Genomic DNA, 26,990 nt, shown 5'->3' with positions numbered 1-26,990 from the left:
GCCATGGCACACGAGGTGAGCAGGTTCGGCCACGTCGACGTCGACGGGCTGCCCCCGGACCTGGCCGAGCGGATCGGCGCGATCGCCGAACGCTCCGGGTTCGTCCCGAACGTCTTCCGCGCCCTGGGGCGCCGCCCGCGCGAGCTGCGGGCGTTCCTGGACTACCACGACGCGCTGATGGACAGCGACGACGGACTGTCCAAGGCGGAGCGGGAGCTCGTCGTCGTCGCGACCTCGGGGGCGAACAACTGCACGTACTGCGTCGTCGCGCACGGGGCGATCCTGCGGATCCGCTACAAGGACCCCGAGATCGCCGACCGGGTCGCCACCAACCCCTACGCGGTGGAGCTGTCCGGGCGCGAGCGCGCGATCGTCGACCTCGCGCTGCTGGTCGCCCGCAGCTCCGAGTCGCTGACCGAGGCCGACCTCGACGACGCCCGCGAGGCCGGCCTGACCGAGGACGAGATCTGGGACGTCGGCGCGATCACCGCGCTGTTCGCGATGTCCAACCGGCTCGCGCACCTGACCGCGCTGCGCCCCAACCCGGAGTTCTTCCTGATGGGGCGGCTGCCCCGCTAGGCGCTCAGAGCACCTTCGACAGGAACGCGCGGGTGCGCTCCTCCTTCGGGTCGGAGAGCACCGTGCGCGGGTCCCCGGACTCGACGATCCGGCCCTCGTCCATGAACACCAGCGCGTCGCCGACCTCGCGCGCGAAGCCCATCTCGTGGGTGACGACGACCATCGTCATGCCCTCGCGGGCCAGCTCGCGCATCACGTCGAGCACCTCGCCGACGAGCTCGGGGTCCAGCGCCGAGGTCGGCTCGTCGAACAGCATCAGCTTGGGCTGCATGGCCAGCGCCCGGGCGATCGCCACCCGCTGCTGCTGCCCGCCGGACAGCTGCGCGGGGTAGGCGTCCGCGCGGTCGGCCAGCCCGACCCGGCCGAGCAGCTCCACGGCCCGCGTCCGGGCGGCCGCCCGCGGCTCGCGCCGGACGACGACCGGCGCCTCCATCACGTTCTCCGCGGCCGTGCGGTGCGGGAACAGGTTGAACCGCTGGAACACCATGCCGATGTCGCGGCGCTGGCGGCCCAGCGCGGAGTCGCGCAGCCGGAACAGCCTGCCGTTCTCCTCGCGCAGCCCCATGAGCTCGCCGCCCACCCGCAGCCGGCCGGTGTCGATGGTCTCCAGGTGGTTGATGCAGCGCAGCAGCGTCGACTTGCCCGAGCCGGACGGCCCGATCACGCAGCACACCTGCCCGGGCTCGACGACGAGGTCGACGCCCCGGAGCACCTCGACGTCGCCGAAGCTCTTGCCGACCGACTCGGCCTCCACCATCGGGGTCACGCGGTCTTGCCTCCGGTCCGGAACGAGAACAGCCGCACCAGCGGGGTCGCCTCGGTGACCGCGCCGGCCACACCGCGGCCGTAGCGGCGTTCGATGACGCGCTGCCCGGCGGTGAGCAGCGAGGTCAGCAGCAGGTACCAGGCCGCGGCCACGATGAGCAGCGGGATGGTCTGGAAGTTCGTCGAGTAGATCCGCTGCACCGAGGTCAGCAGCTCGGTGTAGCCGATGACGACGACCAGCGACGTCGTCTTCAGCATCCCGATCGTCTCGTTGCCGGTCGGCGGGATGATCACCCGCATCGCCTGCGGGAGCACCACCCGGCGCAGGGTCTGGGCGCGGGTCATGCCGAGCGCCCCGGCCGCCTCGCTCTGCCCGTGGTCGACCGACTGGATGCCGCCGCGCACGATCTCGGCCATGTAGGCGGCCTCGTTCAGCCCGAGGCCCAGCAGGCACGCCAGGAACGGCGTGATCAGCGAGTTCGTGTCGAACACGACGAACGACGGCCCGAACGGGATGCCCAGCGACAGGTTCGGGTACAGCGCGGACAGGAAGCTCCAGAACAGCAGCTGGGCGATCAGCGGGGTGCCCCGGAACAGCCAGAGGTAGCCACCGGCCACCCCGGACAGCACCGGGTTCGGCGACAGCCGCATCACGGCGAGCCCGATCCCGCCGAGGATGCCGATCAGCATCGACAGCACGGTGAGCACGAGGGTGTTCGCCAGTCCGTTCAGCACCGGCGCGGAGAACAGGTACTGGGCGACGGTCGGCCACCCGAAGTTCTCGTTGGTCAGCAGGGTGTTGACCAGCATCGCCCCGAGGACCGCGAGCACCGCGATCGCGACCCACCGTCCGGGGTGCCGGACGGGGGCCGCGTCGCGGGGCTCCGGGCGGGCGCCGGTGGTCGCCGGCTCAGCCACCGTTGATCGAGGAGGTGGGCACCGCGCCGTTGGCGACGTTCCACTTGTCGAGGATCTTCGTGTAGGTGCCGTCGTCGATCAGCGACTGGACCGCACCCTGCACGGCCTGGGCGTACTGACCGTCGTTCTTCTTCAGCGCGATGCCGTACGGCGCGGTGTCGTAGGGCTGCCCCACGACCTCGACGGCGCCGTTGGTGGTGGTCTGCGCGTAGGCGGCGACCGGGGAGTCGGCGAGCATCGCGACGATCCGGTTCGAGTTCAGCGCGAGCGTCACGTCGGTCTGCGCCTGCAGCTCGGTGACCTGGATCGCCGGCTTGCCCGCGTCGGTGCACTTCTTGGTGCGGGCCTGCACGTCCTCGACCTGCACGGTGCCCTGCTGGACGCCGACGGCCTTGCCGCACAGGTCGTTCGGGTCGATGCCGTCCGGGTTGCCCTTGCGGGTGGCGAGGCTGGTGCCGGCCGAGAAGTAGCCGACCATGTCGAGCACCTTCGTGCGCTCGGCGTTGATCGTGAACGAGGAGATGCCGGCCTCGTAGCGGCCGCCGGTGATGCCCGGGATGATCCCGGAGAACTGGCTCTGCTCGAACTTCGCCGTCAGGCCCAGCTTCTGGGCGACGGCGTTGCCGAGGTCGACCTCCATGCCGATGATCGTCGTGCCGTCGGGCGCGGTGAACTCGTTCGGCGGGTAGGTCGGGTCGGTGCCGACGACCCAGGTGCCGTCCTGGCGCACCTCGGCGGGCACCATCGCCGCGAGCCGGTCGTCCTTCGCGACGGCCGGGACCGGCTCGTCGGTGCCGGTGGCGGCGCCGGAACCGCCGCTGCCGTCGCCACCGGCTCCGCAGCCGGTCAGGACCAGGGCGGTCAGTGCGGTCAGCGCGATCCCGGTCAGGGATCGGACACTGCGGGTACGCGCGGTCGTCATGCGGTTGCCTTCCAGGTGAGGCCGGGCCGAACGGGCGGGATCCTGCCACTTCGGGAGCGGGTTCCGCCCCCGGACCGGCCGATCCGTTACACGCCCGTCGCGCCGGGCCCGGAACCCGCGCCGGTCCGTGCGCGTTCGCCTACTGTTGGTGCGACGAGCGAGCGCCGCCGGTCCCGTGCGGCGCACCACCGTCACGGAGGTCCCCACGATGTCGCTGTTCCGCAGGCTCACCGTCCTGGCCGGGGCGGTCGAGGCGGCCCGCCGCTACGCCCGGTCCAACCCGGACAAGGCGGGCAAGGCCCTCGACTCCGCCGCCCAGTTCGTCGACAAGCAGACCAAGGGCAAGTACACGAACCAGATCGCCGGCGCCGCCCGCAAGGCGAAGGACGCCGCGGGCATCCCGCAGCCCGGCTACGGCTACGGCGCGCCGGGCACCACCCCGCCGGCGCCGGGGAGCCCGCCGTACCCGGCGGGCGGGCCCGACGCGCCCACGCAGCGCACCCCGCAGCAGCCGCCCGCGTTCCCGCCGCCGGACCCGGGGCGCCCGCACGGCGCGTGATCTCCCGCCCGACGGCCCCGGCACGGTGGAGATCCGTGCCGGGGCCGTCGTGTGTGGACGTCCGACGGTCCGTCGTCCGGCCGTCGACCTGCGGGTCTCCGGTTCTCCTCGGGGTGGGCGCCGTGCCAGGATCGGCGGTGACGCGCCCGCCGCGTCCCGGGCCCGCCGCACCCGTGCGGCCCGGTGCCGACGCACCCGGGCCGCACCCCGCCCGGCGCGACCGAGGAGGCCGACGTGGACGAACCGCAGGCGTGGATACCGACCGACCCGCGGTCGCGGCCCAGCCACGACCAGGTCGTCGCCGGGCTCAAGGGCGTCGACGAGGGCGGCCCCGAGCTGGTGCAGCTGCTGACCCCGGAGGGTGAGCGCGTCCCCGACGAGCGCTTCGACCGCTACGCCGCCGACATCACGGCCGAGGACCTGTGCTCGCTCTACCGCGACCTCGTCCTGGTGCGGCGGGCCGACCGCGAGGGCAACTCGCTGCAGCGCCAGGGCGAGCTGGGGCTGTGGGTCCCGCTGCTCGGGCAGGAGGCGGCGCAGGTGGGCTCCGGGCGCGCGCTCGCGCCGGAGGACATGTGCTTCCCGAGCTACCGCGAGCACGGTGTCGCCTGGTGCCGCGGGGTCGACCCGACCGAGCTGCTGGGGATCTTCCGCGGCACCGACCACGGCACCTGGGACCCGGTCGCGACCCGGTTCCACCCGTACACGATCGTCATCGGCAACCAGTGCCTCAACGCCGCCGGGTACGCGATGGGGCAGCGCTTCGAGTCCAGGGTGGGCGACCGCGACACCGGCGAGGCCACGATCTGCTACTTCGGCGACGGCGCCACCAGCCAGGGCGACGTGCACGAGGGCTTCGTCTGGGCCGCCGCCTACGACGCGCCGCTCGTGTTCTTCTGCCAGAACAACCAGTGGGCCATCTCGGTCCCGCTGGACCGCCAGACCCGGGTGCCGCTCTACCAGCGCGCCCGCGGCTACGGCTTCCCCGGCGTGCGGGTCGACGGCAACGACGTGCTGGCCTGCCTGGCCGTCACCCGCTGGGCGCTCGACGAGTGCCGCACCGGCAACGGCCCGGTGCTGATCGAGGCGTTCACCTACCGGATGGACTCCCACACCACCTCCGACGACGCGACCCGCTACCGCCTCGCCGACGAGGTCGAGCTGTGGAAGCTGAAGGACCCGATCGAGCGGGTCCGGGTGCACCTGGCCCGCCGCCACGGCGTCGGCGCGGACTTCTTCGACGCCGTCGAGGCCGAGGCCGACGAGCTCGGCGAGCGGATGCGGGCGTTCTGCCGCGCGATGCCGCAGCCCGGCCCGGAGCGGATGTTCTCCGAGGTCTACGCCGACGCCTCCCCCACCGTCGACCGCCAGCGCGAGGAGTACCTCGCCTACCACGCGTCGTTCGCCGACGGGGAGGGCTGAACCGTGCCGACCACGATGGCCAGGGCGCTCAACGACGGCCTGCGCGCCGCGATGGAGCGCGACCCCAAGGTCCTGATCATGGGCGAGGACGTCGGCCGGCTCGGCGGGGTCTTCCGCATCACCGACGGGCTGCAGAAGGACTTCGGCGAGCAGCGCGTGCTCGACACGCCGCTGTCGGAGTCGGGGATCATCGGGGCCGCCGTCGGGCTCGCCGTGCGCGGGTTCCGCCCGGTCTGCGAGATCCAGTTCGACGGCTTCGTCTTCCCCGGCTACGACCAGATCGTGTCCCAGCTCGCGAAGCTGCGGTACCGGACGCAGGGCCGGGTGCCGGTGCCGGTCGTCGTCCGGATCCCCTACGGCGGCGGGATCGGCGCCGTGGAGCACCACTCGGAGTCCCCGGAGTCGCTGTTCGCGCACGTCGCCGGGCTCAAGGTCGTCACCTGCTCCACCCCGGCCGACGCGCACTGGATGATCCAGCAGGCGATCGTCTCCGACGACCCGGTGATCTTCTTCGAGCCGAAGCGGCGCTACTGGGAGAAGGGCGAGGTCGACGCGGGCTCCGACCTGGCGTCGGCGTACCCGCTGCACGCGTCGCGGGTGGTGCGGCCGGGCTCCACGCTCACGCTGGCCACCTACGGCCCGATGGTGAAGACCTGCCTCGACGCTGCCGGTGCGGCCGCCGAGGAGGGGCACGAGCTCGAGGTGATCGACCTGCGGTCGCTGTCGCCGCTCGACCTGGGCCCGGTCGAGGACTCGGTGCGCCGCACCGGGCGCCTGGTCGTGGTGTCCGAGGCGCCGTCGGAGTCGTCGGTGACCTCGGAGGTCGCCGCCCGGATCCAGCAGGAGTGCTTCTTCTCGCTGGAGGCCCCGGTGCTGCGGGTGACCGGCTTCGACACCCCCTACCCGCCGTCGCGGCTGGAGGACGAGTACCTGCCGGACCTGGACCGGGTGCTCGACGCCGTCGACCGTTCCCTGGCCTGGTGAGGACCACTGATGCGTGAGCACTTCAAGCTGCCCGACGTCGGCGAGGGGCTGACCGAGGCCGAGATCGTCGAGTGGCGGGTGGCGCCCGGTGACACCGTCGCCGTGAACGACGTGATCGTCGAGATCGAGACGGCCAAGGCCGCGGTCGAGCTGCCCTCGCCGTGGGCCGGGACGGTCGGCGAGCTGCTGGCCGAGCCGGGCGCCACGATCGAGGTCGGGACACCGATCATCGCGATCGACACGGGGTCCGGCGCGCCGGACGCGGCGCCGGCCGAGGAGGGCGGCGCGAAGATCGGCGAGGCCGGCAAGGACGGCCGGATCGCGACGCTGGTCGGGTACGGGCCGCGGCAGGGTTCGTCGCGGCGCCGCCCGCGGCGCGCGGCCGACCCGGATGCCCCGGTGCCGCCCGCCCCGGCGTCCGCTCCCGGGGCGGACGCGGCGCCCGTCGAGCCCGCTCCCCCCGCCGAGCCGTCCGCCCCGGCCGAGCCCGCCCCCACCGCTCCGGCCGCGGACGGGGCGGAGCCCGGCGCTCGGGCCGGTCGCCCCGCCCCCGGTGCGGCTCCACGCCCGCGAGCTCGGCGTCGACCTGCGCGGCGTCACCGGTTCCGGCCCGCACGGCCGGATCACCCGCGACGACGTCGACGCGGCCGCCGCCGGCCCGGTGCCGGCGACCGGGGCGTCCGGCCGGGCGCCCGCCGGTCCGGCCGGTGGGCACAGCACCGCCGCCGGGACCGCCGCCACCGCCGCCCGCGTGACCGACGCGGGCTCCGGCCCCGCCACCGGAGCCGCCCCGTCCGCGCCGGGTACCGCCGCCGCGGGAGCCGTCGCGTCCACCCCGGCCGGCGGCGTCGACCGGCGCGAGCCGATCCGCGGCGTCCGCAAGGCGACGGCCGCCGCGATGGTGGCGAGTGCGTTCACCGCGCCGCACGTCACCGAGTTCCTCGACGTCGACGTCACCGCGATGATGGACCTGCGCGAGCGGCTCCGGGCGTCGCGCGAGTACGCCGGGGTCAAGCTGACGCCGCTCGCGTTCGTCGCCAGGGCGGTCTGTCTCGCCGCGGCCCGCACGCCGGCGGTCAACGCCAGCTGGGACGAGCGCGCCGGCGAGATCGTCTACTACGGGCGCGTCCAGCTCGGCATCGCCGCGGCCACCCCGCGCGGCCTCGTCGTCCCCAAGATCCGCGACGCCGACACCCTCGACCTGCGGGCGACGGCCGAGGCGCTCGCCGCGCTCACCGACACCGCCCGCGCGGGCCGGACCGCGCCCGCCGACCTCGTCGGGGGCACGATCACCATCACCAACGTCGGTGCGCTCGGCGTCGACTCGGGGACCCCGATCCTCAACCCGGGCGAGGCGGCGATCCTGGCCGTCGGGTCGATCAGGCCCGCGCCGTGGGTCGTCGACGGCGAGCTGGCCGTCCGCACGGTCTGCCGGCTCGCGCTGTCCTTCGACCACCGCCTGGTCGACGGCGCCGAGGGCTCGCGGTTCCTCGCCGACGTCGGTGCCCTCCTGCACGACCCGGGGGTCGCCTTCACCTGGTGACCCCGGCGGCGCAGGGCCGATCCGGCGAATCCGGGCGGATCGGGAGCAGAACGGCGTCCTCGCGCGTTGTCGCGGTATGCCGTTCGTGCTGCTCTACGTCGTGCTCGAGGTGGTGGCGATCGCCGGGCTGATCGCCTGGATCGGGCTGGGCTGGACCCTGCTCGTGCTGCTCGCCGGGTCGGTGCTCGGCCTGCTGCTGGCCCGCCGTGAGGGGGTCCGCGCCGCCCGGGCGCTGGCCTCCGCGGTCCAGCGCGGGAAGCTCGCGCACGAGGAGGCCACCGACGGCCTGCTCGTCGCGATCGGCGGCATCCTGCTCTTCCTGCCCGGCCTGATCACCGACGTCCTCGGGCTCGCGCTGGTGTTCCCGCCGACCCGGGTGCTGGCCCGGCGCCGGATGCTGCGCGCGGCGGAGCGGGCCGCGCCCGGCCTGCGGACCGCCCGGATCCGGTACGGCGCGACCGTCGTCGACGGCGAGACCGTCACCGAGCCGGGACCCGGCCGGGAGTTCCCCGCCGTCACCGGCCGGCCCGCCGGGCCCCGCCCGGCGGAGCGCCCCGGCCCGGGCCACACGCGGCCGGTCGTGGACGGGGAGGTCGTGGACGGGGAGGTCGTCGACACCGACGGCCGCGACCGCTGACGCGGGTTCCGCCGGGCGCGGCCGGCCCGGTCGGTTCCGGACCCGCACGGAGGTGGGCGGCGGGGGCGTTCGGGGGTCGCCCCCGCCGCGCCGTCACCAGCCGGGGCGCGCTCCCGCGAGCAGGGTGCGCAGGGCCTCGAGCCGCCGGCGACGCAGCGTGATGGGCTTCATCCGCAGCGTCGAGTGATGCATCCGGTCGGCCCGGTGCCGTCCACGACGTCGTCCCACAGCACTCTCCTCCCGGAGCGAATCACCTGCGACAGGGTGGTGCACGTCCACGAGTGTCGCTGGTCGGAGGCGGTTCGGGAAGGTCGGCCGACACGGGCCACCGGATCGTGACCACACGGGTGTGATTCATCCGCCGCGGTCGTACACAGCGTCCCCGGATGACCGCGCGGGCGTCCCCGGAACCGGTCCGTGGGCCCGCTCCGGTCACTCGGAGTGACCGGCATCGTCGCTGGTCCGTGCGGGTGGTGCCGCGCGACACGCCGTCCGGCCGTCGCGCTCGTCTACGGAAATCGGAAGACCGGCGGATACCGTCCCCGCATGGACCCGGTGCGCAACCCGTTCGCCCCCGGTGCCGGGCAGCGCCCGCCCGAGCTGGCCGGCCGGGACCGCGAGGTCGACGCGTTCGAGATCGTCCTGGAGCGGGTGGCCCGCGGGCGTCCCGAGCGCAGCCTGGTCCTGACGGGGCTGCGCGGCGTCGGCAAGACCGTGCTGCTCGGCGAGCTGCGGTCGATGGCCATGCACGCCGGCTGGGGTGCCGGGAAGATCGAGGCCCGGCCGGACGCCGACCTGCGCCGGCCGCTGTCCGCGGCGCTGCACCGCGCGATCCGCGACCTCGCCGTCCGGCACCGGGCGCCGGAGCGCATCGACGAGGTCCTCGGCGTGCTCAAGGCGTTCGCCCTGCGCTCCTCCCCGGACGGGACCAAGCTGCGCGAGCGGTGGCAGCCCGGGATCGACGTCCCGGTGCGCAACGGGCGCGCCGACTCCGGGGACATCGAGATCGACCTCGTCGAGCTGTTCACCGAGGTCGCCGAGCTCGCCCAGGACGTCGGCTCGGGCATCGCGCTGCTCATCGACGAGATGCAGGACCTGAAGGCCGAGGACGTGTCGGCGCTCTGCGCGGCCTGCCACGAGCTCTCCCAGGCGCGGGTGCCGCTGGTCGTCGTCGGGGCGGGGCTGCCGCACCTGCCCGCGGTGCTGTCGGCCTCGAAGTCCTACTCCGAGCGGCTGTTCAAGTACTCCCGGATCGACCGGCTGGACCGCAAGGACGCCGACTTCGCGCTGCTCGCCCCGGCCGAGCGCGAGGACGCGACGTTCGACCAGGAGGCCCTCGACGACCTCTACCTGCGCTCCGGCGGCTACCCCTACTTCGTGCAGGCCTACGGCAAGGCCGCGTGGGACGCCGCGCCGACCAGCCCGATCGGGGTGCGCGACGTCGAGATGGCCGCCCCCGAGGCGGAGGCCGAGCTGGCCGTCGGCTTCTTCGGGTCCCGTTTCGAGCGGGCGACTCCGGCCGAGCGGGAGTACCTGCGCGCGATGGCGGAGCTGACCGACGGCGAGGACCACCCCGTCGAGACCTCGCTCGTCGCCAAGCACCTGGACCGGCGCGCCTCGTCGCTGTCGCCGGCCCGCGACAGCCTCCTGAAGAAGGGCCTCGTGTTCTCGGCCCAGCGCGGCCAGATCGCGTTCACCGTGCCGCACTTCGGGCGGTACCTGCTCGCGAGCACCTGATCCCGTCTACTCCGGACGGGTGAAAACCGGTTGCGGCGTAACGCGCTTCGCGGGTGCGGCGAAGTCCCAGCTGAGCCCCGCGGCGCCATCGGACCCCCGACTCGGTAGCGCCGCGGGGCGTTCCACGTTCGGGGCACGGTCTCGCCTGCCCCGGGCGCTGCCGGGGGCCTCGGGGGCCACCCGTAGCATCGGGCGGGTGGCCGAGCCCAAACTCGAGATCCAGATGCTCCACGACCGGGTCATGATCAAGAAGGTCGAGGGGGCCGGTGAGCGACGGAGCTCGGCCGGAATCGTCATCCCGGCAACCGCACAGGTCGCCAAGCGTCTCGTCTGGGGAGAGGTGGTCGGGGTGGGACAGCACGTGCGCACGGTGAAGGCCGGCGACCGCGTGCTGCTCGCGCCGGAGGACCAGTACGAGGTCGAGATCGGCGGCGTCGGGCATCTGGTCATGCGCGAGCGGGACCTGCACGCGGTGGCCTCGGAGGCCACCCAGCACGGGACCGGTCTCTATCTCTGACCGTCCGTCGCGCCGGACCGCGGACCGCGGTGGCCCCTCCGGCGCGGCGGCTCCCAGTGTCGACGGCAGTGCGGAAAGGAAGACCCACCCCATGTCCGAGCGCCCATCCTCGTCCGGGGACACCGACGAGCAGCCGGTGACGCCCGCACCGGAGGCGGGAGCGTCGCCGGACCAGGCCGGCCGCCCCGTGATGCCCGCCCGCCGTCCGTCGCCGGGACCGGCCGCGCAGCAGGACGCGCCGTCCGCGCCGGCGGACCCGGCCGAGGCCGCCGCGCAGGCGCCGCCGGAGTCGGCCGCCGCCCGCGCCGTCGCCGGCCAGGCCACCACGGCCGAGCCGGCCGGTCCCGCCGCGTCCGCGGCACCGGTCCGGTCGGGCGCCCCGCAGGCGCCGTCCCCCGCGCCGCGTGACCCATCCGGCGCGGCCCCGTCCGGCGCGGTCCAGCCGGATCCGGTCCAGCCCGGCCAGGTCCAGCCCGGCCAGGTCGAGTCCGGTCCGGGCCGGCCCGCGGGTGGCCCGCAGCCGGATGCCGCGCCGCAGGGCGCGCCGCGTCCGGCCCCGGCGGCCCCCGACGCCGAGGACACCGTCCGCGTCCCCCCGCTGAGCGAGCAGCGCACCCAGGTCATGTCCCGGGTGACCCCGGCCGCCAACGCGACGCCCGCCGGCGGCGCGTCCGAGCAGACCGCCCGCATCGACACCGGTGCCGGTTCCGGTACCGCCGTCCTGGGCGCCGGCGCCCCCGGCCCCGGTGGCCCGGGCGGCCCCCGTGACCCCGGCGGCCCCGGCAGTGGCGACGGCGGTGGCGACGGCGGTGGCGACGGCGACGAGGGCCGCGGCTCCGGCCGCAGGCGCCCGGTCGGGCTGATCGTCGCCGCGGCCGCGCTCGGCGTCCTGGTCCTCGGCTACGTCGGGGACCTGGCGCTCAGCTCGGGCAGCGTCCCGCGCGGCGTCGTCGTCGCGGGGCAGCAGATCGGCGGGATGTCGCGCGCGCAGGCCACCGAGGCCCTGCAGTCGGCGATCGAGCCGCGCTCGTCCGCGCCGGTGCCGGTGCAGGCGGGCGAGGTCCGTACCGAGATCGACCCGAAGGCCGCCGGCCTGCAGATCGACTACGCGCGCACCCTCGACGAGGCGGGCGAGCAGCCGCTCAACCCGTTCACCCGGGTCGCGTCGTTCTTCACCACCCGCGAGGTGGGGGTCGTCAACTCCGCCGACGACCGCGCCGTGCGCACCGCCCTGGAGCAGATGGCGCCGCTGGTGATGAAGGAGCCCAAGGAGGGGTCGATCCAGTGGCAGGGCGTCACCCCGACGCCGGTCGCCCCGGAGCCGGGCCAGCAGCTCGACGTCGACGCGGCCGTCGGCGTCGTCGAGCAGCAGTGGGCCTCCGGTGAGCCGGTGCAGCTGCCGCTGATCGTGGAGCAGGCCGTCACCACCCCGGCCGACGTGCAGAAGGCGATCGACGAGGTCGCCCTGCCCGCGGTGTCCGGCCCGCTGACGGTGACCGGTGAGGGCGCGAACGCCACGATCACGCCCGAGGACATCACCAAGGCACTGAGCTTCACCGCCGACCCGGAGGGCGCGGTCCGGCTCAAGCCGGTGATCGCGGTGAAGACGCTGGAGGACTCGGTGTCGCCGCAGCTGGCGAGCACCGAGAAGCCGGGTGTCGACGCCCAGCTCGACTTCGCCGCGAACCCGCCGCGGGTCGTCCCGTCGCAGGACGGCCGGGGCATCGACTACGAGGCCACCTTCGCCAACGTGCTGCCGATCCTCACCGGGCAGGGCGAGCGCACGGTCGCCGCGATCTACGCCAACGAGCCGGCCGAGATCACCACGGCCGACCTCGAGTCGCTGGGCAACGCCACCGAGATCTCCACGTTCACGACCGGCGGGTTCGCCGCCGACTCGGGCCTGAACATCAAGCGCGCCGCCGAGTCGGTCAACAACAAGATCGTCGCGCCCGGCGAGACGTTCAGCCTCAACGCCGTCAGCAACCCGCGCAACGCGGCCAACGGCTACGTCGAGGCGGGCATCATCGAGGACGGGCACCCGGCCCGCGGCGTCGGCGGCGGCGTCTCCCAGCTCGCGACGACGCTGTACAACGCGTCGTACTTCGCCGGCATGACCGACGTCGAGCACAAGGAGCACAGCTACTACATCAGCCGCTACCCGGTGGCCCGCGAGGCGACGGTCTTCAACGACCTCATCGACGTCAAGTTCCGCAACGACGGGCCGTCGCCGGTGCTGATCCGGACCTCGTGGACGCCGAGCAACGTGACGGTGTCGTTCTTCGGCCAGAAGGTCTACGACGTCACCTCGGCGACCGGGCCGCGGACCAACCCGACGCAGCCGCAGGTCGTCAACATCCCGGCCGGCCAGCCCTGCAGCCCCAGCAAGGGCTCGCCCGGGTTCACCGCCACCGACACCCGCACGATGCGCAACGTCCAGACCGGCGAGACGACCAGCAAGACCCGGACGGTGAAGTACAACCCTCAGCCGATCGTGCAGTGCGGCGGCTGATCCGGTGATCGTCACCGTCAGGGGCTGACGAGAGCCGCGTCACATACCTACCCTGGTCCCTCCTGCCGTCGGACAGCGAGGGATCGGGGTACGCCATGCGCATCGCGGACGTTCTGAGGAGCAAGGGGAGCGCGGTCAGCACCGTGGCGCCGGACGAACCGGTGACCGTGGTGCTCCGCGCGATCGCCGAGCGGAACCTCGGCGCCCTGCCGGTCGTCGACGGCGGCCGGCTGGTCGGCATCGTCTCCGAGCGCGACGTGGTGCGCCGGCTGCACGAGCAGGGCGACGCGCTGCTCGGCGCCCGGGTGTCCGACGTGATGACCGCCGAGGTCGTCACCTGCTCGCCCGACGACTCGGTGGGCGACCTGGCCCGGGTCATGACCGACCGGCGGGTGCGGCACCTGCCCGTCCTCGTCGACGGGGAGCTCGCCGGGATCGTGTCGATCGGCGACCTGGTCAAGGCCCGCATGGACATGCTGGAGAAGGAGCGCGAGCAGCTGGAGAGCTACATCTCCCAGTGACGGAGGTGCCGGAACGGGGAAGGGCCCCGGGCGGGGAGTCCGCGCCCGGGGCCCTTCCGTCCGTGGGGCCGGATCAGAACGCGGCCTCGTCGACCTGCATGAGGTCGTTGTCGGCGGCGGCGATGATCGCCTTGTCCGAGGTGAGGCGGGGCAGCACCGCCTTCGCGAAGAACGACGCGACCGCGACCTTGCCGTCGTAGAAGGACCTGTCCTTCGCCGAGACGCCGTCGGTGCCCAGCGCGGCCAGCGCGACCGTGGCCTGGCGCAGCAGCAGCCAGCCGACGAGCAGGTCGCCGACGGCCAGCAGCAGGCGCACCGTGTGCTGGCCGACCTTGTAGAGGTTGGTGACGTCCTCGGCCGAGGAGTACAGGTAGCCGGTCAGCGAGCCGAGCATCCCCTGGACGTCGGTGAGCGCGGTCCGCAGGAGCTCGCGCTCCTCCTTGAGCCGGCCGTTGCCCGCGTCGGAGTCGATGAACGCCTGCACCTCGCCGGCCACGTGGGCGAGCGCCTGACCGTTGTCCCGGACGATCTTGCGGAACAGGAAGTCCAGGGACTGGATCGCCGTGGTGCCCTCGTAGAGGGAGTCGATCTTGGCGTCCCGGATGTACTGCTCGATCGGGTAGTCCTGCAGGAAGCCGGACCCGCCGAGGGTCTGCAGCGACTGCACGAGCTGCTCGGTGGCGCGCTCGGAGCCGACGCCCTTGACGATCGGGAGCAGCAGGTCGTTGACCTTCTCGGCCAGCTCGGCGCCCTCGCCGCCCAGGCGCACCTTGTCCTGGAAGGTCGCGGTGTAGAGGTAGACCGCGCGCATGCCCTCGGCGTAGGCCTTCTGCAGCATGAGGCTGCGGCGGACGTCGGGGTGGTGGGTGATCGTGACGCGCGGCGCGGTCTTGTCGGTCATCCGGGTCAGGTCGGCGCCCTGCACGCGCTCCTTGGCGAACTCGAGCGCGTTCAGGTAGCCGGTCGACAGGGTGCCGATGGCCTTGGTGCCGACCATCATCCGGGCGTACTCGATGACCTGGAACATCTGGGCGATGCCGTCGTGGGTGTCGCCGAGCAGCCAGCCGACGGCCGGGGTGCCGTGCGCCCCGAAGGTCAGCTCGCAGGTGGTGGAGGCCTTCAGGCCCATCTTGTGCTCGACGTTGGTGACGAAGGCGCCGTTGCGCTCACCGGGGGCGCCGGTCCCGGTGTCGAAGTGGAACTTCGGCACGAGGAACAGCGACAGGCCCTTGGTGCCGGCCTTCGCGCCCTCGGGGCGGGCCAGCACCAGGTGCATGATGTTCTCGGTGAAGTCCTGCTCGGCCGAGGTGATGAACCGCTTCACGCCCTCGATGTGCCAGGTGCCGTCGTCCTGCTGGACGGCCTTGGTGCGGCCCGCGCCGACGTCGGAGCCCGCGTCGGGCTCGGTCAGCACCATGGTGGCGCCCCAGCCGCGGTCGATCATCAGCTGGGCCCAGCGCTGCTGCTCCTCGGTCCCGTTCCTGTAGAGGATCGAGGCGAAGTTCGGGCCGGCCATGTACATGAAGATGGCCGGGTTGGAGCCGCACATCAGCTCGGCGGCCGCCCACTGCACCGACGGCGGGATGCCCATGCCGCCCAGCTCGTTGGGCAGGCCCAGGCGCCACCACTCGCCGTCCCAGAGGACCTTGTAGGCGTCCTTGAGCTCCTGCGGCGTGGTGACGGTGTGGTCCTCGGGGTGGAAGACCGGCGGGTTGCGGTCGATCGTCGCGTAGTGCTCGGCCAGCGGGCCGGTGCACACGGTCGACAGCTCGGACAGCACGCCCTTGGCGGTGTCGACGTCGACGTCCTCGAAGGGGCCCGTGCCGAGGTGGTCCTGCACGCCGAAGACCTCGAAGAGGTTGAACTCCAGGTCGCGCACGTTGCTCTTGTAGTGGCCCATCCGTCCCTCACCGCCGTTCCTGCCAGGGCCGATTCGCTTACCGGCCGGTAACTGACTCCAGAGTATTACTCGCGGGTAACCCGGGCAAGGGCGTGTTCGGACCCGCGGTAACGCCCGGCCGTGTGACGCACCCGCCCGGCGCGCCAGCGCGGTGACCGATGTGTGACCCACGAGAATGCGGTGACGCACGGGGCCGACGTGACATCTGTGACGGCAGGTGGCGCCACCCCGGCGTCGGCGGGAGGGCGGGCCATGGGCGAGGGACAGGGCTGGAGCCGGCGCGGCGTGCTCGTCGGCGGGGCGGTCGCCGGGGCCGGCCTCGTCCTGCCCGGGCAGGCGTTCGCCGGACCGCCGCCGACCACCGACCCCGCTCCGCCGGGCACCGTCCCGGGGCCCGGTGCGGTACCGGGACCGGAGGCCGTCCCGGGACCGGACGGGCTGCCCGGCCCGGCCGGCGCGGGCCCGCTCGACGAGGGCGCGCCGATCCCCTACATCGCGCGCTGCGCCGAGTGGGGCGCGCGCAGGCCGAAGATCCCGCCGAAGATCTGGGACCGCCGCCCGATCCGGATCCTGGTCCACCACACCGCCGGGGCGAACACCACCGACTACAGCGTGGGCGCGGCGCACCGGATGGCCCGGGCGATCCAGAACTACCACATGGACCGCAACGGCTGGCTCGACTCCGGCCAGCACTTCACGATCTCGCGCGGCGGGCACGTGATGGAGGGCAGGCTGTTCAGCCTGGGCGAGCTCAACGGCGGCCGCCGCGTCGTCGAGGGCGCGCACTCGCCCGGCCAGAACGTGATCGCCATCGGCATCGAGAACGAGGGCACCTACATCGGGGTGGACCCCACCCCGGCGCTGTGGAACTCGCTGCGCGTCACCTGCGCCTACATCTGCCTGCGCTACGGCATCGCGCCGACCGAGCTCTACGGCCACCGCGACTACCGCAACACCATCTGCCCCGGCGACCGGCTCTACGCGGCGCTGCCCCGGCTGCGCCGTGAGGTCGCGGGCCTGCTCGGCCGCCGGCTCTCGCGCACCGAGGCCGTCAAGGCGGGCTGGCCGCTGCTGCGCACCGGCGACCGCGGGCCGCTGGTCGAGGCCGCCCAGTACCTGCTGCGCGACGCCGGGTCGCTGCGCGGCGAGCCCGACGGGCGTTACGACGACCGCACCGCCGCCGCCGTCACCGGGTTCCAGCGGGCGCACCGCGCCGACGACGTCAACGGGCTGCTCGGCGGGGAGACCTGGCCCGAGCTGGCGCGCACCGTCCGGCCGGAGGGCGGCGGCGACGCGGCCCGCGCGGTCGCCGTGCTCGCGGCGGCCCGACGCGTGGAGAGCGTGCCCGACGTCGTCGACCACCCGCAGTGGCAGAAGCTGCTGGGGACGGGGGGCGCCGCCGTCCCGGACGCGCAGGACCCCCACGGCGTGCTGAACCGCTGAGCCGCCCCGGGCGCGCGCACGGACGGGTGACGGCCGGGCGCTAGTGTCGCCCGCGTGCTGAACCGCTGCCCCGCGTGCGACGCGCCCGCGAGCGACCCGTTCTTCTCGGTGACCGGGCTGCCGGTGCACGGCACCGCGGTGCTGCCCGACCCGGCCTCGGCGCGCGCCGTCGCGGTCGGGGACCAGGTCCTCGTGCTGTGCGACCGCTGCGGACTCGTGTTCAACCGCGACTTCGACCCGGCCCTGCTCGACTACACCGGCGACCACGAGGAGTCCCAGCACCACTCGCCCCGCTTCGCCGCCTACGCCGCGGAGATCACCGCCGACTGGGTCGCGCGGTTCGGGCTCGCGGACGAGCACGTCGTCGAGGTCGGGTGCGGGTCGGGGGACTTCGCCGCCGAGCTGCTCGGCGCCGGCGTCGGCCGGGTCACCGGCATCGACCCGCACTTCGTCCCGCAGCGGGTGCGGCCCGAGCTGGCCGGGCGGCTGACGGCCGTGCCCGCGGAGTTCGCGCGCGACCAGGTCGAGCCCGGCACCGCCGCGCTGGTCTGCCGGCACACCCTGGAGCACATCCCCGACCTCGCCGTGTTCGGCGCCGAGCTGCACGCCGGATTGCGCCGCGGCGGGGCCCGCGCGCTGCTCGCCGAGGTCCCCGACCTCGGCCGCATCCTCGACGAGGGCGCGTTCTGGGACCTGCAGTACGAGCACTGCTCCTACTTCACCCCCGCGACGATGGGCGCGTTCCTGACCGGGACCGGATTCGCGGACCCGCGGGTCCGGCTGACCTACGCCGACCAGTACGTCGTCGCCGAGGCCGGCCCGGACGGCACCCCGGGCACCCCCGGGCTGGCACCGCACCTGCGCGACGCGCTCGCCGGCGCCTGCCGCGACTTCGCGACCCGGGTCGGCGACCAGGTCGCCCGCTGGCGCGAGTGGCTGGGCGGGCGGGCGGCCACGGGCGACGAGGTCGTCGTCTGGGGCGGCGGGGCCAAGGGGCTGACGTTCCTCAACATCGTCGAGGGCGGCGCCGACGGGACCGGCGCGGTGGGCGCCGTCGTCGACATCAACCCCGGTCTGCAGGGCCGCTACATGGGCGGGCTCGGCCTGCCGATCCGCTCGCCCAAGGACCTGCTCGACTCGCCGCCGCGGTCGGTGCTGCTGATGAACCCGGTCTACACCGGCGAGGTGCGCTCCACCCTGGACGAGCTGGGGCTCAGCTCGACGGAGCTGCTGGCGGTCTGAGCAGCCGCGCGACGACGGCGAGGTCCTCCGCCGTCGCGACGTGCAGGTTGGCCGGGTCGCCCGGCACCGTCACCACCCGGTACCCGAGCGCGGCGAGCATCCCGGAGTTCTCCACCGGGCGCGGCGCGTCCGCGTGCGCGGCCCGCAGCACCCCGGCCCGGAACGCCTGCGGCGACTGGGCGATCACCGTGTCCTGCTTGGGCAGCGTCTCGACGACGACGCCGTCGCGGACCCGCTGCACCACCTCCAGCAGCGGCACGACCGGCACCGCGCCGTCGGCGCCGGCCCGGACCGCGGCGACCGCGTCGGTGAAGATCCGGTCGGCCGCGAGCGGGTGCGCGGGGTCGGCCAGCACGAGGATCCCGGCGTCGGCGGGCACCACCGCGAGGCCCGCGCGCAGCGACTCCGACTGGTGGTCGCCGCCGACGGCCAGCGCGTCGACCGGCTCGCCGTCCCAGTCCACACCGGACGGCAGGACCAGCGCGACCCGGTCGCAGGTGCGGCGGGCGGCGGCCACGGTGTGGTCGACCAGGCGCGCGGGCCCGAGCCGGTCGAGCTGCTTGAGCCGGCCGTAGCGCAGGCCGCGGCCGCCGGCCAGGACGATCGCCCAGACCTCGCCGGCCGGCGTGCCGTGGTCACCGTCGCCGCTGTCGCTCACACCGGTGATCCTGCCGGACCCCCGGCCGGGCACAGGGGCGCACCCGATAGCCTCGCGGGCACCCCGAACGGGGGAGAGGGGGGTCACGTGACGGCAGCGGCACCCGTGTCGCCCACCACCGGACCACTGGCCGGTGGACCGGCGTCGCTCGCGTTGCTGCGCGCGGTCGCCGAGGACCCGCACGCGGGCCGCGCGACGGCGGTCACCGGCCCGGCCGGGTCCGGCAAGTCCACCCTGCTGCGCGAGCTGGTCCGGGTGTGGTCCGCGGCCCCCGGCGCCGACGCGGTGCACGGGGCCGACGACGCGGCCCCCGGCGCGGTCGTCGTCGTCGACGACGCCCACCTGCTCGACGACGCGACCCTCGGGCGGATCCGTTCCCTGGCCGGCACCCCCGGCACCCGGCTGGTCGTCGCGTTCCGGCCGTGGCCGCGCAGCCGCGAGCTGGCCCGGCTCGGCGCCGCGCTGGCGTCCGGCACGCCCCCGCTGGTGCTCGGCGCGCTGGACGCGGCGGGCGTGGCCGCCCGGGCCGCCCGGGTGACCACCACCCGGCTCGGCGACGAGGCCGTCCGCGCGGTCCTGGAGCGCACCGCGGGCTCCCCGATGCTCGTCGACCGGCTGCTCGCGACCGGCCGGATCGGCGGCCCGGTGCCGCCGCAGCTCGCCGAGCAGATCGGCTACGCCGTCGACGCGGAGGACCCGCGGGTCGTCGAGCTGGTCACCGCGCTCGCCCTCGGCGCCCCGGTCGACGCCGAGGTGCTGGTGCCGCTGCTGGGGATCTCCGACGCGGCCGGGATCGGCGTGGGCGCCGACATCACCGAGCTCGACGAGTTGTCCGCCCGCGCCGCCGCCGCCGGGCTCTGCACGCCGGACGGCCGGGTGGTCCCGCTGGTCGCCGAGGCCGTCCGGGCCCGGGTCGCGCCGGCCCGGCGCACCGAGCTGCGCCGCCACCTCGCCGAGATCGAGCTCGACCGCGGGGGCAGCGTGCTGGCCGTCGCGCGGACGCTGCGCGGGTCCGGTGCCACCGGGGAACGGGCCGCCGCGGTGTTCGTGGCGGCCGCGGCCGAGGCCGCCCGCGCCGAGAGCCGTGACGCCGTCCGGTTCTACGCCGAGGCCGTCGCGGCCGGGGTGTCGCCGCTGACCGTCGCCGCGCCGCGCGCCGAGGCCCACCTCGTCGCCGGGGACCTCGACGGCGCGCTCGGCCACGCCGACGCCGTGCTGTCCGCGACCGACGCCGTCGAACCCCACGACGCGGTGCGGGCCGGGTCGGTGGCCGCCGCGGTCCTCGCCCGCCGGGGGCTGCTGGCCCGCAGCGCCGAGCTGTACCGCTGGACCGCCGCGGTGTCCGGGGAACGCCCGCCCGCGGCGGCCGTCCCCGTGCTCATCGGGACCGGGGCGCTGGAGGAGGCCCGTGCCGTCGTCGACGGCGACGGCGCCGCCTTCGTCCCCGGCCGCGCGCCCACCCTCGTCGACGGCGCCGACGACCTGACCGCCCGCGGGATGCTCGACTCGGTGGAGGGCTCGCCGACGGCCGCGCTGTCCGGGCTGGCCCGCGCGGCCGGGCTGCTGGAGTCCGCGCACGGCGCCGCCCTGCTGCCCGACACCCCCGCGGCGCTCGCCGCGCTGGTGGCGGTGCACACCGGGGAGTTCGACGTCGCCGCGTCGGTGCTGGACCGCGCGCTGCGGACCGGGCTGGGCGGCGCCCCGGCACGGGCCCGGCACCGCCTGCTGCTCGGCTGGATCGCGCTGCTGCGCGGCGCCACCGGCCTCGCCTCGGAGCGGCTCGCCGCGGTCGACGCCGGCGACGGCCCGCTGGAGCCCCGCGACGAGTTCCTCGCCGCCGCGCTGCAGGTCGCGATCGCCCGCCGGCAGTCCGACGTCGGCGGGCTCATGCGCTCCTGGACCCGGGCGCGGCAGGCCATCGTCCGGCACCCGGTGGACCTCTACGTGCTGCAGCCGCTCGGCGAGCTGGTGACGGCGGCGACCCGGCTGCGCGAGCAGAGCTGGGTCGCGCCGCACCTGGCCGAGGCCGAGGCGCTGCTCGACCGGCTCGGCCGGCCCGCGCTGTGGACGGCGCCGCTGCACTGGGCGCGCCTGCAGGCCGCCGTGCTCACCGACGACGTCGACGCCGCCCGCGCCTGCTCCGAGGAGCTGGGGCGCGCGGCCTGCGGCAGCCGCTTCGCGCACGCGATGGCCACCGCGGCGCCGCACTGGGTCGGGGTGCTGGAGGGCAGCGTCGACGCCGCCGGGGTGGAGGCCGCCGCCCGCGGCCTGCACGCCGTCGGGCTCTCCTTCGACGGCGGCCGGCTCGCCGGGCAGGCCGCCCTGCGCACCGCGGACCGGCGTGCGGTGTCGGCGCTGCTGGCCTGCGCGCGGGCCCTGCAGGCGGCCGGGACCGACCTGCGCGCGGGCGCCCCGGCCCCGGCCGAGGACCCCGCCCCGGGCCCGGGGACGCCGGACGCCGCGCCCGCGCCACCGGCCCCGCCCGCCCCCGAGCCGGCCGAGGGCACGGGGACCGGCCTGCTGTCCGAGCGGGAGCTGGAGGTCGCCGAGCTGGTCGTGCAGGGACGGACGCAGCGCGAGGTCGGCGAGGCCCTGTTCATCTCGGCGAAGACCGTCGAGCACCACGTGGCCCGGATCCGCCAGCGCCTCGGCGTCGGCAGCCGCAGCGAGCTGATGGACGAGCTGCGGCGGATCCTCGACGACCGCGCCTGACGGGGGACCGGGCCCGGCTCAGTGGTGCACGTGCGGCCGTGCGGCCGCCGCGAGCAGCCCCTCGCAGGACCGGACGACGATCCGCGCGGCCTCCGCCGACGCCCGCCCGGTCAGCGGGCTCTCCGCCCGGCGCCGCCAGCGGCGCAGCGCCTCACCGGCCGCGTCGTGCACCTCGCGCGGGCCGGCCGCGGCCTCCAGGCCCAGCCGCGCCGACGCCGAGCCGCCGTCGCCGCCGAGCAGGCGTTCGGCGTCGGCGAGCGCCTCGGGCGGGAACACGACCTTCCCGGCACGCAGGTCCGCCAGCGCCCGCAGCTCGACGAACTCGTGGGCCCCGGCCAGGATCCGCTCGACCTCGGCGCGCAGCGCGGCGGTGGCGGGACGGGGCTCGCGGGTGAGCACGAGGTCGATCGCCAGCAGCGCGGACCGCGCCTTGAGCAGGTCGCGACGCTCGGAGAACTGGGTGTCGAGGACGGCGCGCAGCTCGTCGAGCCCGGAGCGGCGCACGAGGTCGTCGGCCAGCGCGGTCGGATCGGTGACGCCCTGGCGGATCAGCGTGGTGCCCAGCCGCACCCCGAACAGCCCGAAGCGTTCCAGCAGCGCGATCCGGGTCGCGGCGTCGGGCCGGGCGAGGTCGGTGCGGCCGAAGCGGTCCGCGGACAGCAGCAGCGCCTCGACGTCGGCCCGCGGCAGCGCGGCGAGCTCGGTGAGCGCCACGTACTCGTCCTGGCGCATGGTGCGGGCGGTCTCGGCGAGCAGCCCGGCGACCGCGACGACGGTCTGGCACAGCCCGCGCAGCTTGTCGTCGCCCCGGTAGCGGCGGGCGATCCGCCGGGCGGAGATGAGCGCGTCGAGCCGGCCGACGCCGATCTCGTCGGCCCGCGACAGCACCGCGATCGTGTTGACCGGGGTGGCGCGCGCGACGCCGCGGTCGTGGAAGGCCTCCAGGAACCGCACGTCACCGGCGTGCAGGTGGCGCATCAGGTAGACGACGGCGTCGGCGGGCGACGGCGTGTCCTCCGGGGTGAGGAACTCCCCGGCGCGGCCCGCGGCGTCGGCGGTCAGCGACCCGATGCCGGGGGTGTCGATCAGGTTGGTGCGCCGCAGGTGCTGCGAGGGCCAGTCGACGAGCAGCCGGTCGACGTCCTCGACGCGGGTGCCCTGCAGGTCGATCTGCAGCGCGCCGTCGCGCCGCGACAGTGTCAGCGGCCGCTCCGGCCCGCCGCCGCGCGGCTGCATCCGCACGGCGGGGGCGTGCGCGTCGGCGTACCAGGTGACGATGCGGGTGCACTCGCCCGCGTCGGTGGGGGCGATCCGCTCCCCGACCAGCGCGTTGAGCAGGGTCGACTTGCCCGCCTTGACCTTCCCGGCGATCGCGACGCGCAGCGGCTCGTCGAACCGGTCGAGGTGGTGGCGCAGCCAGCCGGCGGCCTGCGGCGAGTCGCCGTAGGCGTCCAGGGTGCGGCGCAGCAGCGCGCGGGTCTGCTCGGTCAGCGCGCTCACCGCGACACCCCCGTGCTCACCGCCGCGGCCAGCGCCCGGGCCCGCTCGGCGAGGCCCGCCACCCGCTCCAGCTCCGCCTCCAGGTCCGAGACCCGCTTCTGGCGCTCCGCGTCGTCCTTCAGGGCGGTCTGCGCGGCGGCCACGGACTCCTTCAGCGCCTCGGACAGCTCGTCGGCGACGGTCGTGAAGTGGTCGCGCAGGTCGCGCTGGATGCGCCGCAGGTTGTCCCGGGAGTCCTTGCCGACCTGGAAGGTGACCTCGTCGATGTGGCGGCGCACCGCGTTCTTCGCGTCGGCCTGGCGGCGCTGCACCATGCGCTTCTTCTCGTCGCGCACGGTCTTCGCGCCGAACAGCAGACCCGCGCCGACCGACACCGGGTTGAGCAGGAAGAACCCCGCCAGGCTGGACGCGAGCCCGAACATCAGCAGGCCGCTGTAGCCACCGCGCAGCCCGACGAACAGCTTCTGGCCGACGCCGAACTTCTCGTCGGCGGGCATCTCCAGCGGGTCGACGAGCCCGGCCACCGACCCGCCGGCGACGCGCAGCTCGGGCAGCGTGACGTCGACGGCCTCGGCGAAGTGGTCGGCGACCTGCTCGGCGAGCCAGCGGGCGCGCTCGGTCGTCCACACGAAGTTCTGCGCCACGGCGTGCGCGACCTGCTTGTGGAACCACTCGGAGAACTGCTCCCAGATGTCGGCCGGGTCGGCGTCCTCGAGGAGCTGCTCGGCGTCGCGGGAGACGGCGCGCAGGCGGTCGCGCAGGTCGTACTCGATGTCGGCGATCAGGTCGGCGACGCCGTCGGTGAGCGTGGTCTGCCAGCGCGCCGAGCGCTGGCGCAGCGCCTCGACGCGCCCGCGGGCGCCCTCCAGCTCGCGGGCGAGCTGCCCGGCGCGCTCCGGGTCGCTCTGCGACATCAGCTCCGCGCGCATCGTCGACTCCAGCGCCTGGCAGGTGACGAGTACGTCCTGGCTGGTGGAGCGGCGGTCCAGGTCGTCGGCGGCGGAGACGACCCGGCGCAGCAGGAAGCTGGTGAGCGCCTGGAACCCGGACTCGGCGATGAGGTCGAGGTCCTGGGTGCGGGCGGCGTGCAGGCGCAGCGCCGAGGAGACCGGCAGCAGCTCGGCGTCGATCCGGGCGGTGCGCAGGTGCTGCTCGTCGAGCTCGACGATGCGGCGCCAGTGCGGGTAGAGGTCGGTCTTGGTGACCACGCAGGCGACGTTCGGGCAGAGCTTGCGCGCGGCCTGCAGGAAGTCCAGCTCGGGCGCGGTGTACTCCTGGCTGGCGTCGGACACGAGCAGGACCGCGTCGGCCGACGGCAGCGCCGACATGGTCGCGGCGCCGTGCGCGGACCCGAGCCCGCCGACGCCCGGGGTGTCGACGAGCGCCAGCCCGCTTTGCAGGAGCTTGCGGGGCAGGGTCACCTCGGCCCGCGTCAGCCGCGCCCGGTTGCCCGGGTTGCCGGCCTCGGAGACGTGCTCGGCGAGCTGCTCCAGCCCGACGACGGCCTTCTCGGCCCGCTCGGCCACCGTCCCGTCGGCGCCGGGCTCCTCGCGCACGAGGGTCACCGAGGTCTCCTCGCCGAAGCGCACCAGCGTGGGCACGGCGGTGGCGATGTCGTCGTCGACGGGGCAGACGGTGGCGTTGACCAGGGCGTTCACCAGCTGGCTCTTGCCCTGCTTGAACTCGCCGACGACCAGCACCCGGACCACCGGGTCGCTGAGCCGGGCCTTGGTCTGGCGCAGCCGCGGTGCGAGGTCCGGGCGGTCGTAGGCCGTGACCGCCTTGAGGGCCAGGTCGACGAGCGCGACCGCCTCCGGCACTGCCACGAGACCGCTCCCCCCGTCACTTCCCGCGGGGGTGTCCTGCACCGCCCGTCACCTTCACGACATGGATACACGAACGACGGCGGCCCCGGTCACCCACGGGTGGGTGACCGGGGCCGGTCGATCCGGGCGGCCGAACCTACTGGTCCGCCCGGAGCAGCGCTACTCGATCAGAGCGCCACGTCCGCGCTCACGTCGTTGTGCGAGAGCACGTCGGTGTGGCTGTGGTTGTCGACGTTGGTCTCGGCGTAGCTGCTCGAGTCCGTGTTGTACGAGTCGTCGACGTCGGTCGAGGTGTTGACCTCGGTGTGGGTGTCGTTGAACGAGCCCGACGCGTCGTTCGAGCCGGTCGCGTCCTCGCCCAGGGAGACGGCGCCGCCGTGGTCGGCGTCGATGTCGCCGGTGTTGTAGGCCGAGCCCGACCCGAAGGAGGTGGTGTTGTCGTCGCCGGAGACGACCTGGTTGTCCTCGCCGACCACGTTGTGGTCGCCGGTGGTGACCGGGGCGTTGTTGTCGCCGCCGACGGCCACCGCGCCGTCGCCGGACGCGACGGTCGACTTGGTGTCGATGTCCTGGCGGAAGTCGCCGCCACCGGTGTCGATGTTCTGGTTGATCGAGTTGTCGACGATGGTGTCGCGGTCGTCGACGTTGTAGGTGTAGTGGTTGTTGGTCACGTACTTGTCGAGGTACTTGACCGGGTCCTCGCCGTGGTGCACGGGCGGCGGCGGGGTGTGGTGGCCGTGGTGGCCGCCGCCGGTGTTGTAGTCACGGTCGAAGGACACGTCGTCGTTGTCCTGGGCCAGGACGATCGCGTCGCGGACGTCCTCGGCGGACACGTCGGACAGGCCGCACTGCGACAGGACGCCCTGCGGGTCCTTGCTGAACTCGGCGGCGAGCTTCGGGTCCTTCAGCAGGTCCAGGATGAACTGGAGCAGCGACTTCTCGACGGACATGGCGTTCTCCTCTGCGGGTGCCGCCGGGCTCGGGCGCGCGGCGGGAGGTGGGGTGGTGCGGGAGGTGGTGACCGGGCCGGGGTCGGGGGCGGCCCGGTCCGGTCACCGGGCGGTGCGGTGGGTCAGCCGACGTTGAGGTCGAGGTCGTTGTGCGACCCGATGTCGGTGTGGCTGTGGTCGTCCACGTCGGTCACCGTGTGGGTGCTGTCGTCGGTGTTGTACGAGTCGTGGACCTCGGTCGAGGTGTTGGTCTCGTTCCAGGTCTTGTTGAACGAGTTGGTCGCGTCGTGCGAGCCGTTCGCGTCGCCGCCGAGGGAGACCGCGCCGCCCTTGTCCGCGGAGATGTCGCCGGTCTTGTAGGCCGAGCCCTCGCCGAAGGCGGTGGTGTTGCCGTTGCCGGCCACGACCTGGTTGCCGTCGCCGACGACGTTGCCGTTGCCGGTGGTGACGGGCGCGTTGTTGTCGCCGCCCACGGCCACCGCACCGTCGCCGGAGGCGGTGGTGGAGGTGATGTCGACGTCCTGGCGGAAGTCGCCGCCGTCGGTGTCGATGTTCTGGTTCACCGAGTTGTCGACGGTCACGTCGCGGTCGTCGATGTTCTGGGTGTGCCAGACGTCCTTGACGTGGACCTTCTCGTGGGTCGCCGCGGCGTGGTGGCCGCCGTCCTTGTGGCCCTCGCCCCAGCCGCCCTTGCCGCCGTCCCAGTCGAAGCCGGTGTCGTAGTGGCGGTCGAAGGACACGGTGTCGTTGTCCTGGGCGATGACGATCGCGTCGCGGATGTCCTCCGAGGACAGCTCGGCGAGGCCGTAGTGCTGCAGGACGGCGTTCGGGTCCTTCTGGAACCAGTCGCGGACCTGGATGCTCTCGGAGTCCTTGCCGAGCAGCAGCTTGATGAAGTCGACGAGCGACAGGTTGTGGTCAGCCATCACGGCCTCCGGGTGACTCGGGGTGTGACCGGCCCGTCGGCGACGACCGGTGATGGGAACGAAAGCTAGGGACGCCGGCCGGTCCGGCCATCGGGGATCGCTCCGGGTCCCCCGGGGGGCCGTTAGGGGATCGGTCCCCAACCTCGATCGTGTGCGCCGCACGGGCTAACGCGGCGGGCCCCGCCGTCGATGGGGTCGGGAGAGGACTCCGCCGGCA

Annotated in this window: 22 protein-coding genes and 1 pseudogene; 13 read left to right on the top strand and 10 right to left on the bottom strand. The window is 74.6% G+C overall.

What is annotated here, in order from left to right; genetic code table 11:
• The first annotated feature begins 3 nt into the window (after nucleotides 1-3).
• Nucleotides 4-579 (top strand): peroxidase-related enzyme, encoded by a 576-nt coding sequence (locus WJX68_RS22820; protein ID WP_340294501.1) that lies wholly within the window; start codon nucleotides 4-6, stop codon nucleotides 577-579.
• A 4-nt stretch (nucleotides 580-583) separates the two neighbouring features.
• Here WJX68_RS22820 and WJX68_RS22815 read toward each other — a convergent pair whose 3' ends face one another.
• The 3 genes from WJX68_RS22815 to WJX68_RS22805 are packed head-to-tail and all read right to left on the bottom strand — an operon-like array spanning nucleotide 584 to nucleotide 3,184.
• Entirely contained in the window at nucleotides 584-1,336 is a 753-nt protein-coding gene (locus WJX68_RS22815) for an amino acid ABC transporter ATP-binding protein (RefSeq protein WP_479692289.1), read from the bottom strand.
• Between the two features lie 5 nt (nucleotides 1,337-1,341).
• Complete coding sequence (locus tag WJX68_RS22810; protein ID WP_340294497.1) at nucleotides 1,342-2,262, bottom strand: amino acid ABC transporter permease; 921 nt, start codon at nucleotides 2,260-2,262, stop codon at nucleotides 1,342-1,344.
• Nucleotides 2,255-3,184 carry an ABC transporter substrate-binding protein gene (locus tag WJX68_RS22805; protein WP_340294495.1) on the bottom strand — a complete coding sequence of 310 codons (930 nt, stop codon included), beginning with the start codon at nucleotides 3,182-3,184 and terminating at the stop codon, nucleotides 2,255-2,257. The genes WJX68_RS22810 and WJX68_RS22805 overlap by 8 nt, the downstream gene beginning before the upstream one ends.
• A 148-nt stretch (nucleotides 3,185-3,332) precedes the next feature.
• On the opposite strand from WJX68_RS22805, the gene WJX68_RS22800 reads away from it, so the two are divergent.
• The 5 genes and pseudogenes from WJX68_RS22800 to WJX68_RS22780 all read left to right on the top strand — a co-directional run bounded on the left by WJX68_RS22800 (nucleotide 3,333) and on the right by WJX68_RS22780 (nucleotide 8,329).
• Nucleotides 3,333-3,743: an antitoxin gene (locus tag WJX68_RS22800; protein WP_340294493.1), complete on the top strand. Its 411-nt coding sequence runs from the start codon at nucleotides 3,333-3,335 to the stop codon at nucleotides 3,741-3,743.
• Nucleotides 3,744-3,977: 234 nt separating this feature from the next.
• Nucleotides 3,978-5,165, top strand: coding sequence for a pyruvate dehydrogenase (acetyl-transferring) E1 component subunit alpha (gene pdhA, locus WJX68_RS22795; RefSeq protein WP_340294491.1), 1,188 nt, complete (start codon nucleotides 3,978-3,980; stop codon nucleotides 5,163-5,165).
• Nucleotides 5,166-5,180: 15 nt separating this feature from the next.
• Complete coding sequence (locus WJX68_RS22790) at nucleotides 5,181-6,149, top strand: alpha-ketoacid dehydrogenase subunit beta (RefSeq protein WP_340294576.1); 969 nt, start codon at nucleotides 5,181-5,183, stop codon at nucleotides 6,147-6,149.
• A 9-nt stretch (nucleotides 6,150-6,158) separates the two neighbouring features.
• A pseudogene (locus WJX68_RS22785) lies at nucleotides 6,159-7,692 on the top strand (dihydrolipoamide acetyltransferase family protein).
• Nucleotides 7,693-7,768: 76 nt separating this feature from the next.
• Nucleotides 7,769-8,329, top strand: a complete 561-nt coding sequence (locus WJX68_RS22780; RefSeq protein ID WP_340294489.1) for an FxsA family protein — start codon at nucleotides 7,769-7,771, stop codon at nucleotides 8,327-8,329.
• Between the two features lie 93 nt (nucleotides 8,330-8,422).
• On the opposite strand, the gene WJX68_RS22775 is transcribed toward WJX68_RS22780, so the two are convergent.
• Complete coding sequence (locus tag WJX68_RS22775) at nucleotides 8,423-8,557, bottom strand: hypothetical protein (RefSeq protein ID WP_340294487.1); 135 nt, start codon at nucleotides 8,555-8,557, stop codon at nucleotides 8,423-8,425.
• 318 nt (nucleotides 8,558-8,875) lie between these two features.
• Here WJX68_RS22775 and WJX68_RS22770 point away from each other — a divergent pair, with 318 nt between their 5' ends.
• From WJX68_RS22770 to WJX68_RS22755, 4 genes are all read left to right on the top strand, one after another.
• A complete protein-coding gene (locus tag WJX68_RS22770) occupies nucleotides 8,876-10,066 on the top strand; it encodes an ATP-binding protein (RefSeq protein ID WP_340294485.1) in 1,191 nt (396 codons plus the stop codon).
• 196 nt (nucleotides 10,067-10,262) lie between these two features.
• Nucleotides 10,263-10,583, top strand: a complete 321-nt coding sequence (locus WJX68_RS22765; protein ID WP_340294483.1) for a GroES family chaperonin — start codon at nucleotides 10,263-10,265, stop codon at nucleotides 10,581-10,583.
• A 91-nt stretch (nucleotides 10,584-10,674) separates the two neighbouring features.
• Entirely contained in the window at nucleotides 10,675-13,095 is a 2,421-nt protein-coding gene (locus WJX68_RS22760) for a VanW family protein (protein ID WP_340294481.1), read from the top strand.
• 95 nt (nucleotides 13,096-13,190) lie between these two features.
• The gene (locus WJX68_RS22755) at nucleotides 13,191-13,616 is read left to right on the top strand and encodes a CBS domain-containing protein (RefSeq protein ID WP_340294479.1); all 426 of its coding nucleotides are present in this window, start codon (nucleotides 13,191-13,193) and stop codon (nucleotides 13,614-13,616) included.
• Between the two features lie 73 nt (nucleotides 13,617-13,689).
• Here WJX68_RS22755 and WJX68_RS22750 read toward each other — a convergent pair whose 3' ends face one another.
• Nucleotides 13,690-15,516: an acyl-CoA dehydrogenase gene (locus tag WJX68_RS22750; protein ID WP_340294477.1), complete on the bottom strand. Its 1,827-nt coding sequence runs from the start codon at nucleotides 15,514-15,516 to the stop codon at nucleotides 13,690-13,692.
• A 252-nt stretch (nucleotides 15,517-15,768) separates the two neighbouring features.
• Here WJX68_RS22750 and WJX68_RS22745 point away from each other — a divergent pair, with 252 nt between their 5' ends.
• Both WJX68_RS22745 and WJX68_RS22740 read left to right on the top strand, forming a co-directional pair.
• Nucleotides 15,769-16,959 (top strand): peptidoglycan recognition protein family protein, encoded by a 1,191-nt coding sequence (locus WJX68_RS22745; RefSeq protein ID WP_340294475.1) that lies wholly within the window; start codon nucleotides 15,769-15,771, stop codon nucleotides 16,957-16,959.
• A gap of 54 nt (nucleotides 16,960-17,013) precedes the next feature.
• Nucleotides 17,014-18,201 (top strand): class I SAM-dependent methyltransferase, encoded by a 1,188-nt coding sequence (locus tag WJX68_RS22740; RefSeq protein WP_340294473.1) that lies wholly within the window; start codon nucleotides 17,014-17,016, stop codon nucleotides 18,199-18,201.
• Here WJX68_RS22740 and WJX68_RS22735 read toward each other — a convergent pair.
• Nucleotides 18,173-18,859 carry an IspD/TarI family cytidylyltransferase gene (locus WJX68_RS22735; RefSeq protein ID WP_340294471.1) on the bottom strand — a complete coding sequence of 229 codons (687 nt, stop codon included), beginning with the start codon at nucleotides 18,857-18,859 and terminating at the stop codon, nucleotides 18,173-18,175. The two genes, WJX68_RS22740 and WJX68_RS22735, sit on opposite strands and share 29 nt — an antisense overlap.
• 105 nt (nucleotides 18,860-18,964) lie before the next feature.
• Between WJX68_RS22735 and WJX68_RS22730 the strand changes: the two genes are divergently transcribed.
• Nucleotides 18,965-21,571, top strand: coding sequence for a helix-turn-helix transcriptional regulator (locus WJX68_RS22730; protein ID WP_340294469.1), 2,607 nt, complete (start codon nucleotides 18,965-18,967; stop codon nucleotides 21,569-21,571).
• 18 nt (nucleotides 21,572-21,589) lie between these two features.
• On the opposite strand, the gene WJX68_RS22725 is transcribed toward WJX68_RS22730, so the two are convergent.
• From WJX68_RS22725 to WJX68_RS22710, 4 genes are all read right to left on the bottom strand, one after another.
• Nucleotides 21,590-23,071: a dynamin family protein gene (locus WJX68_RS22725; protein WP_340294467.1), complete on the bottom strand. Its 1,482-nt coding sequence runs from the start codon at nucleotides 23,069-23,071 to the stop codon at nucleotides 21,590-21,592.
• Complete coding sequence (locus WJX68_RS22720) at nucleotides 23,068-24,897, bottom strand: dynamin family protein (protein ID WP_340294465.1); 1,830 nt, start codon at nucleotides 24,895-24,897, stop codon at nucleotides 23,068-23,070. Before WJX68_RS22720 ends, WJX68_RS22725 begins: the two co-directional genes overlap by 4 nt.
• Nucleotides 24,898-25,064: 167 nt before the next feature.
• Entirely contained in the window at nucleotides 25,065-25,847 is a 783-nt protein-coding gene (locus WJX68_RS22715) for an IniB N-terminal domain-containing protein (RefSeq protein WP_340294463.1), read from the bottom strand.
• A gap of 122 nt (nucleotides 25,848-25,969) precedes the next feature.
• The gene (locus WJX68_RS22710; protein WP_340294461.1) at nucleotides 25,970-26,773 is read right to left on the bottom strand and encodes a hypothetical protein; all 804 of its coding nucleotides are present in this window, start codon (nucleotides 26,771-26,773) and stop codon (nucleotides 25,970-25,972) included.
• Between the last annotated feature and the right edge of the window lie 217 nt (nucleotides 26,774-26,990).

Source organism: Pseudonocardia spirodelae (assembly GCF_037727765.1).
Taxonomy (GTDB): Bacteria; Actinomycetota; Actinomycetes; order Mycobacteriales; family Pseudonocardiaceae; genus Pseudonocardia; species Pseudonocardia spirodelae.
The sequence above is the reverse complement of the archived record's forward strand: the minus strand, read 5'-3'. Positions and strand labels throughout refer to the sequence as shown.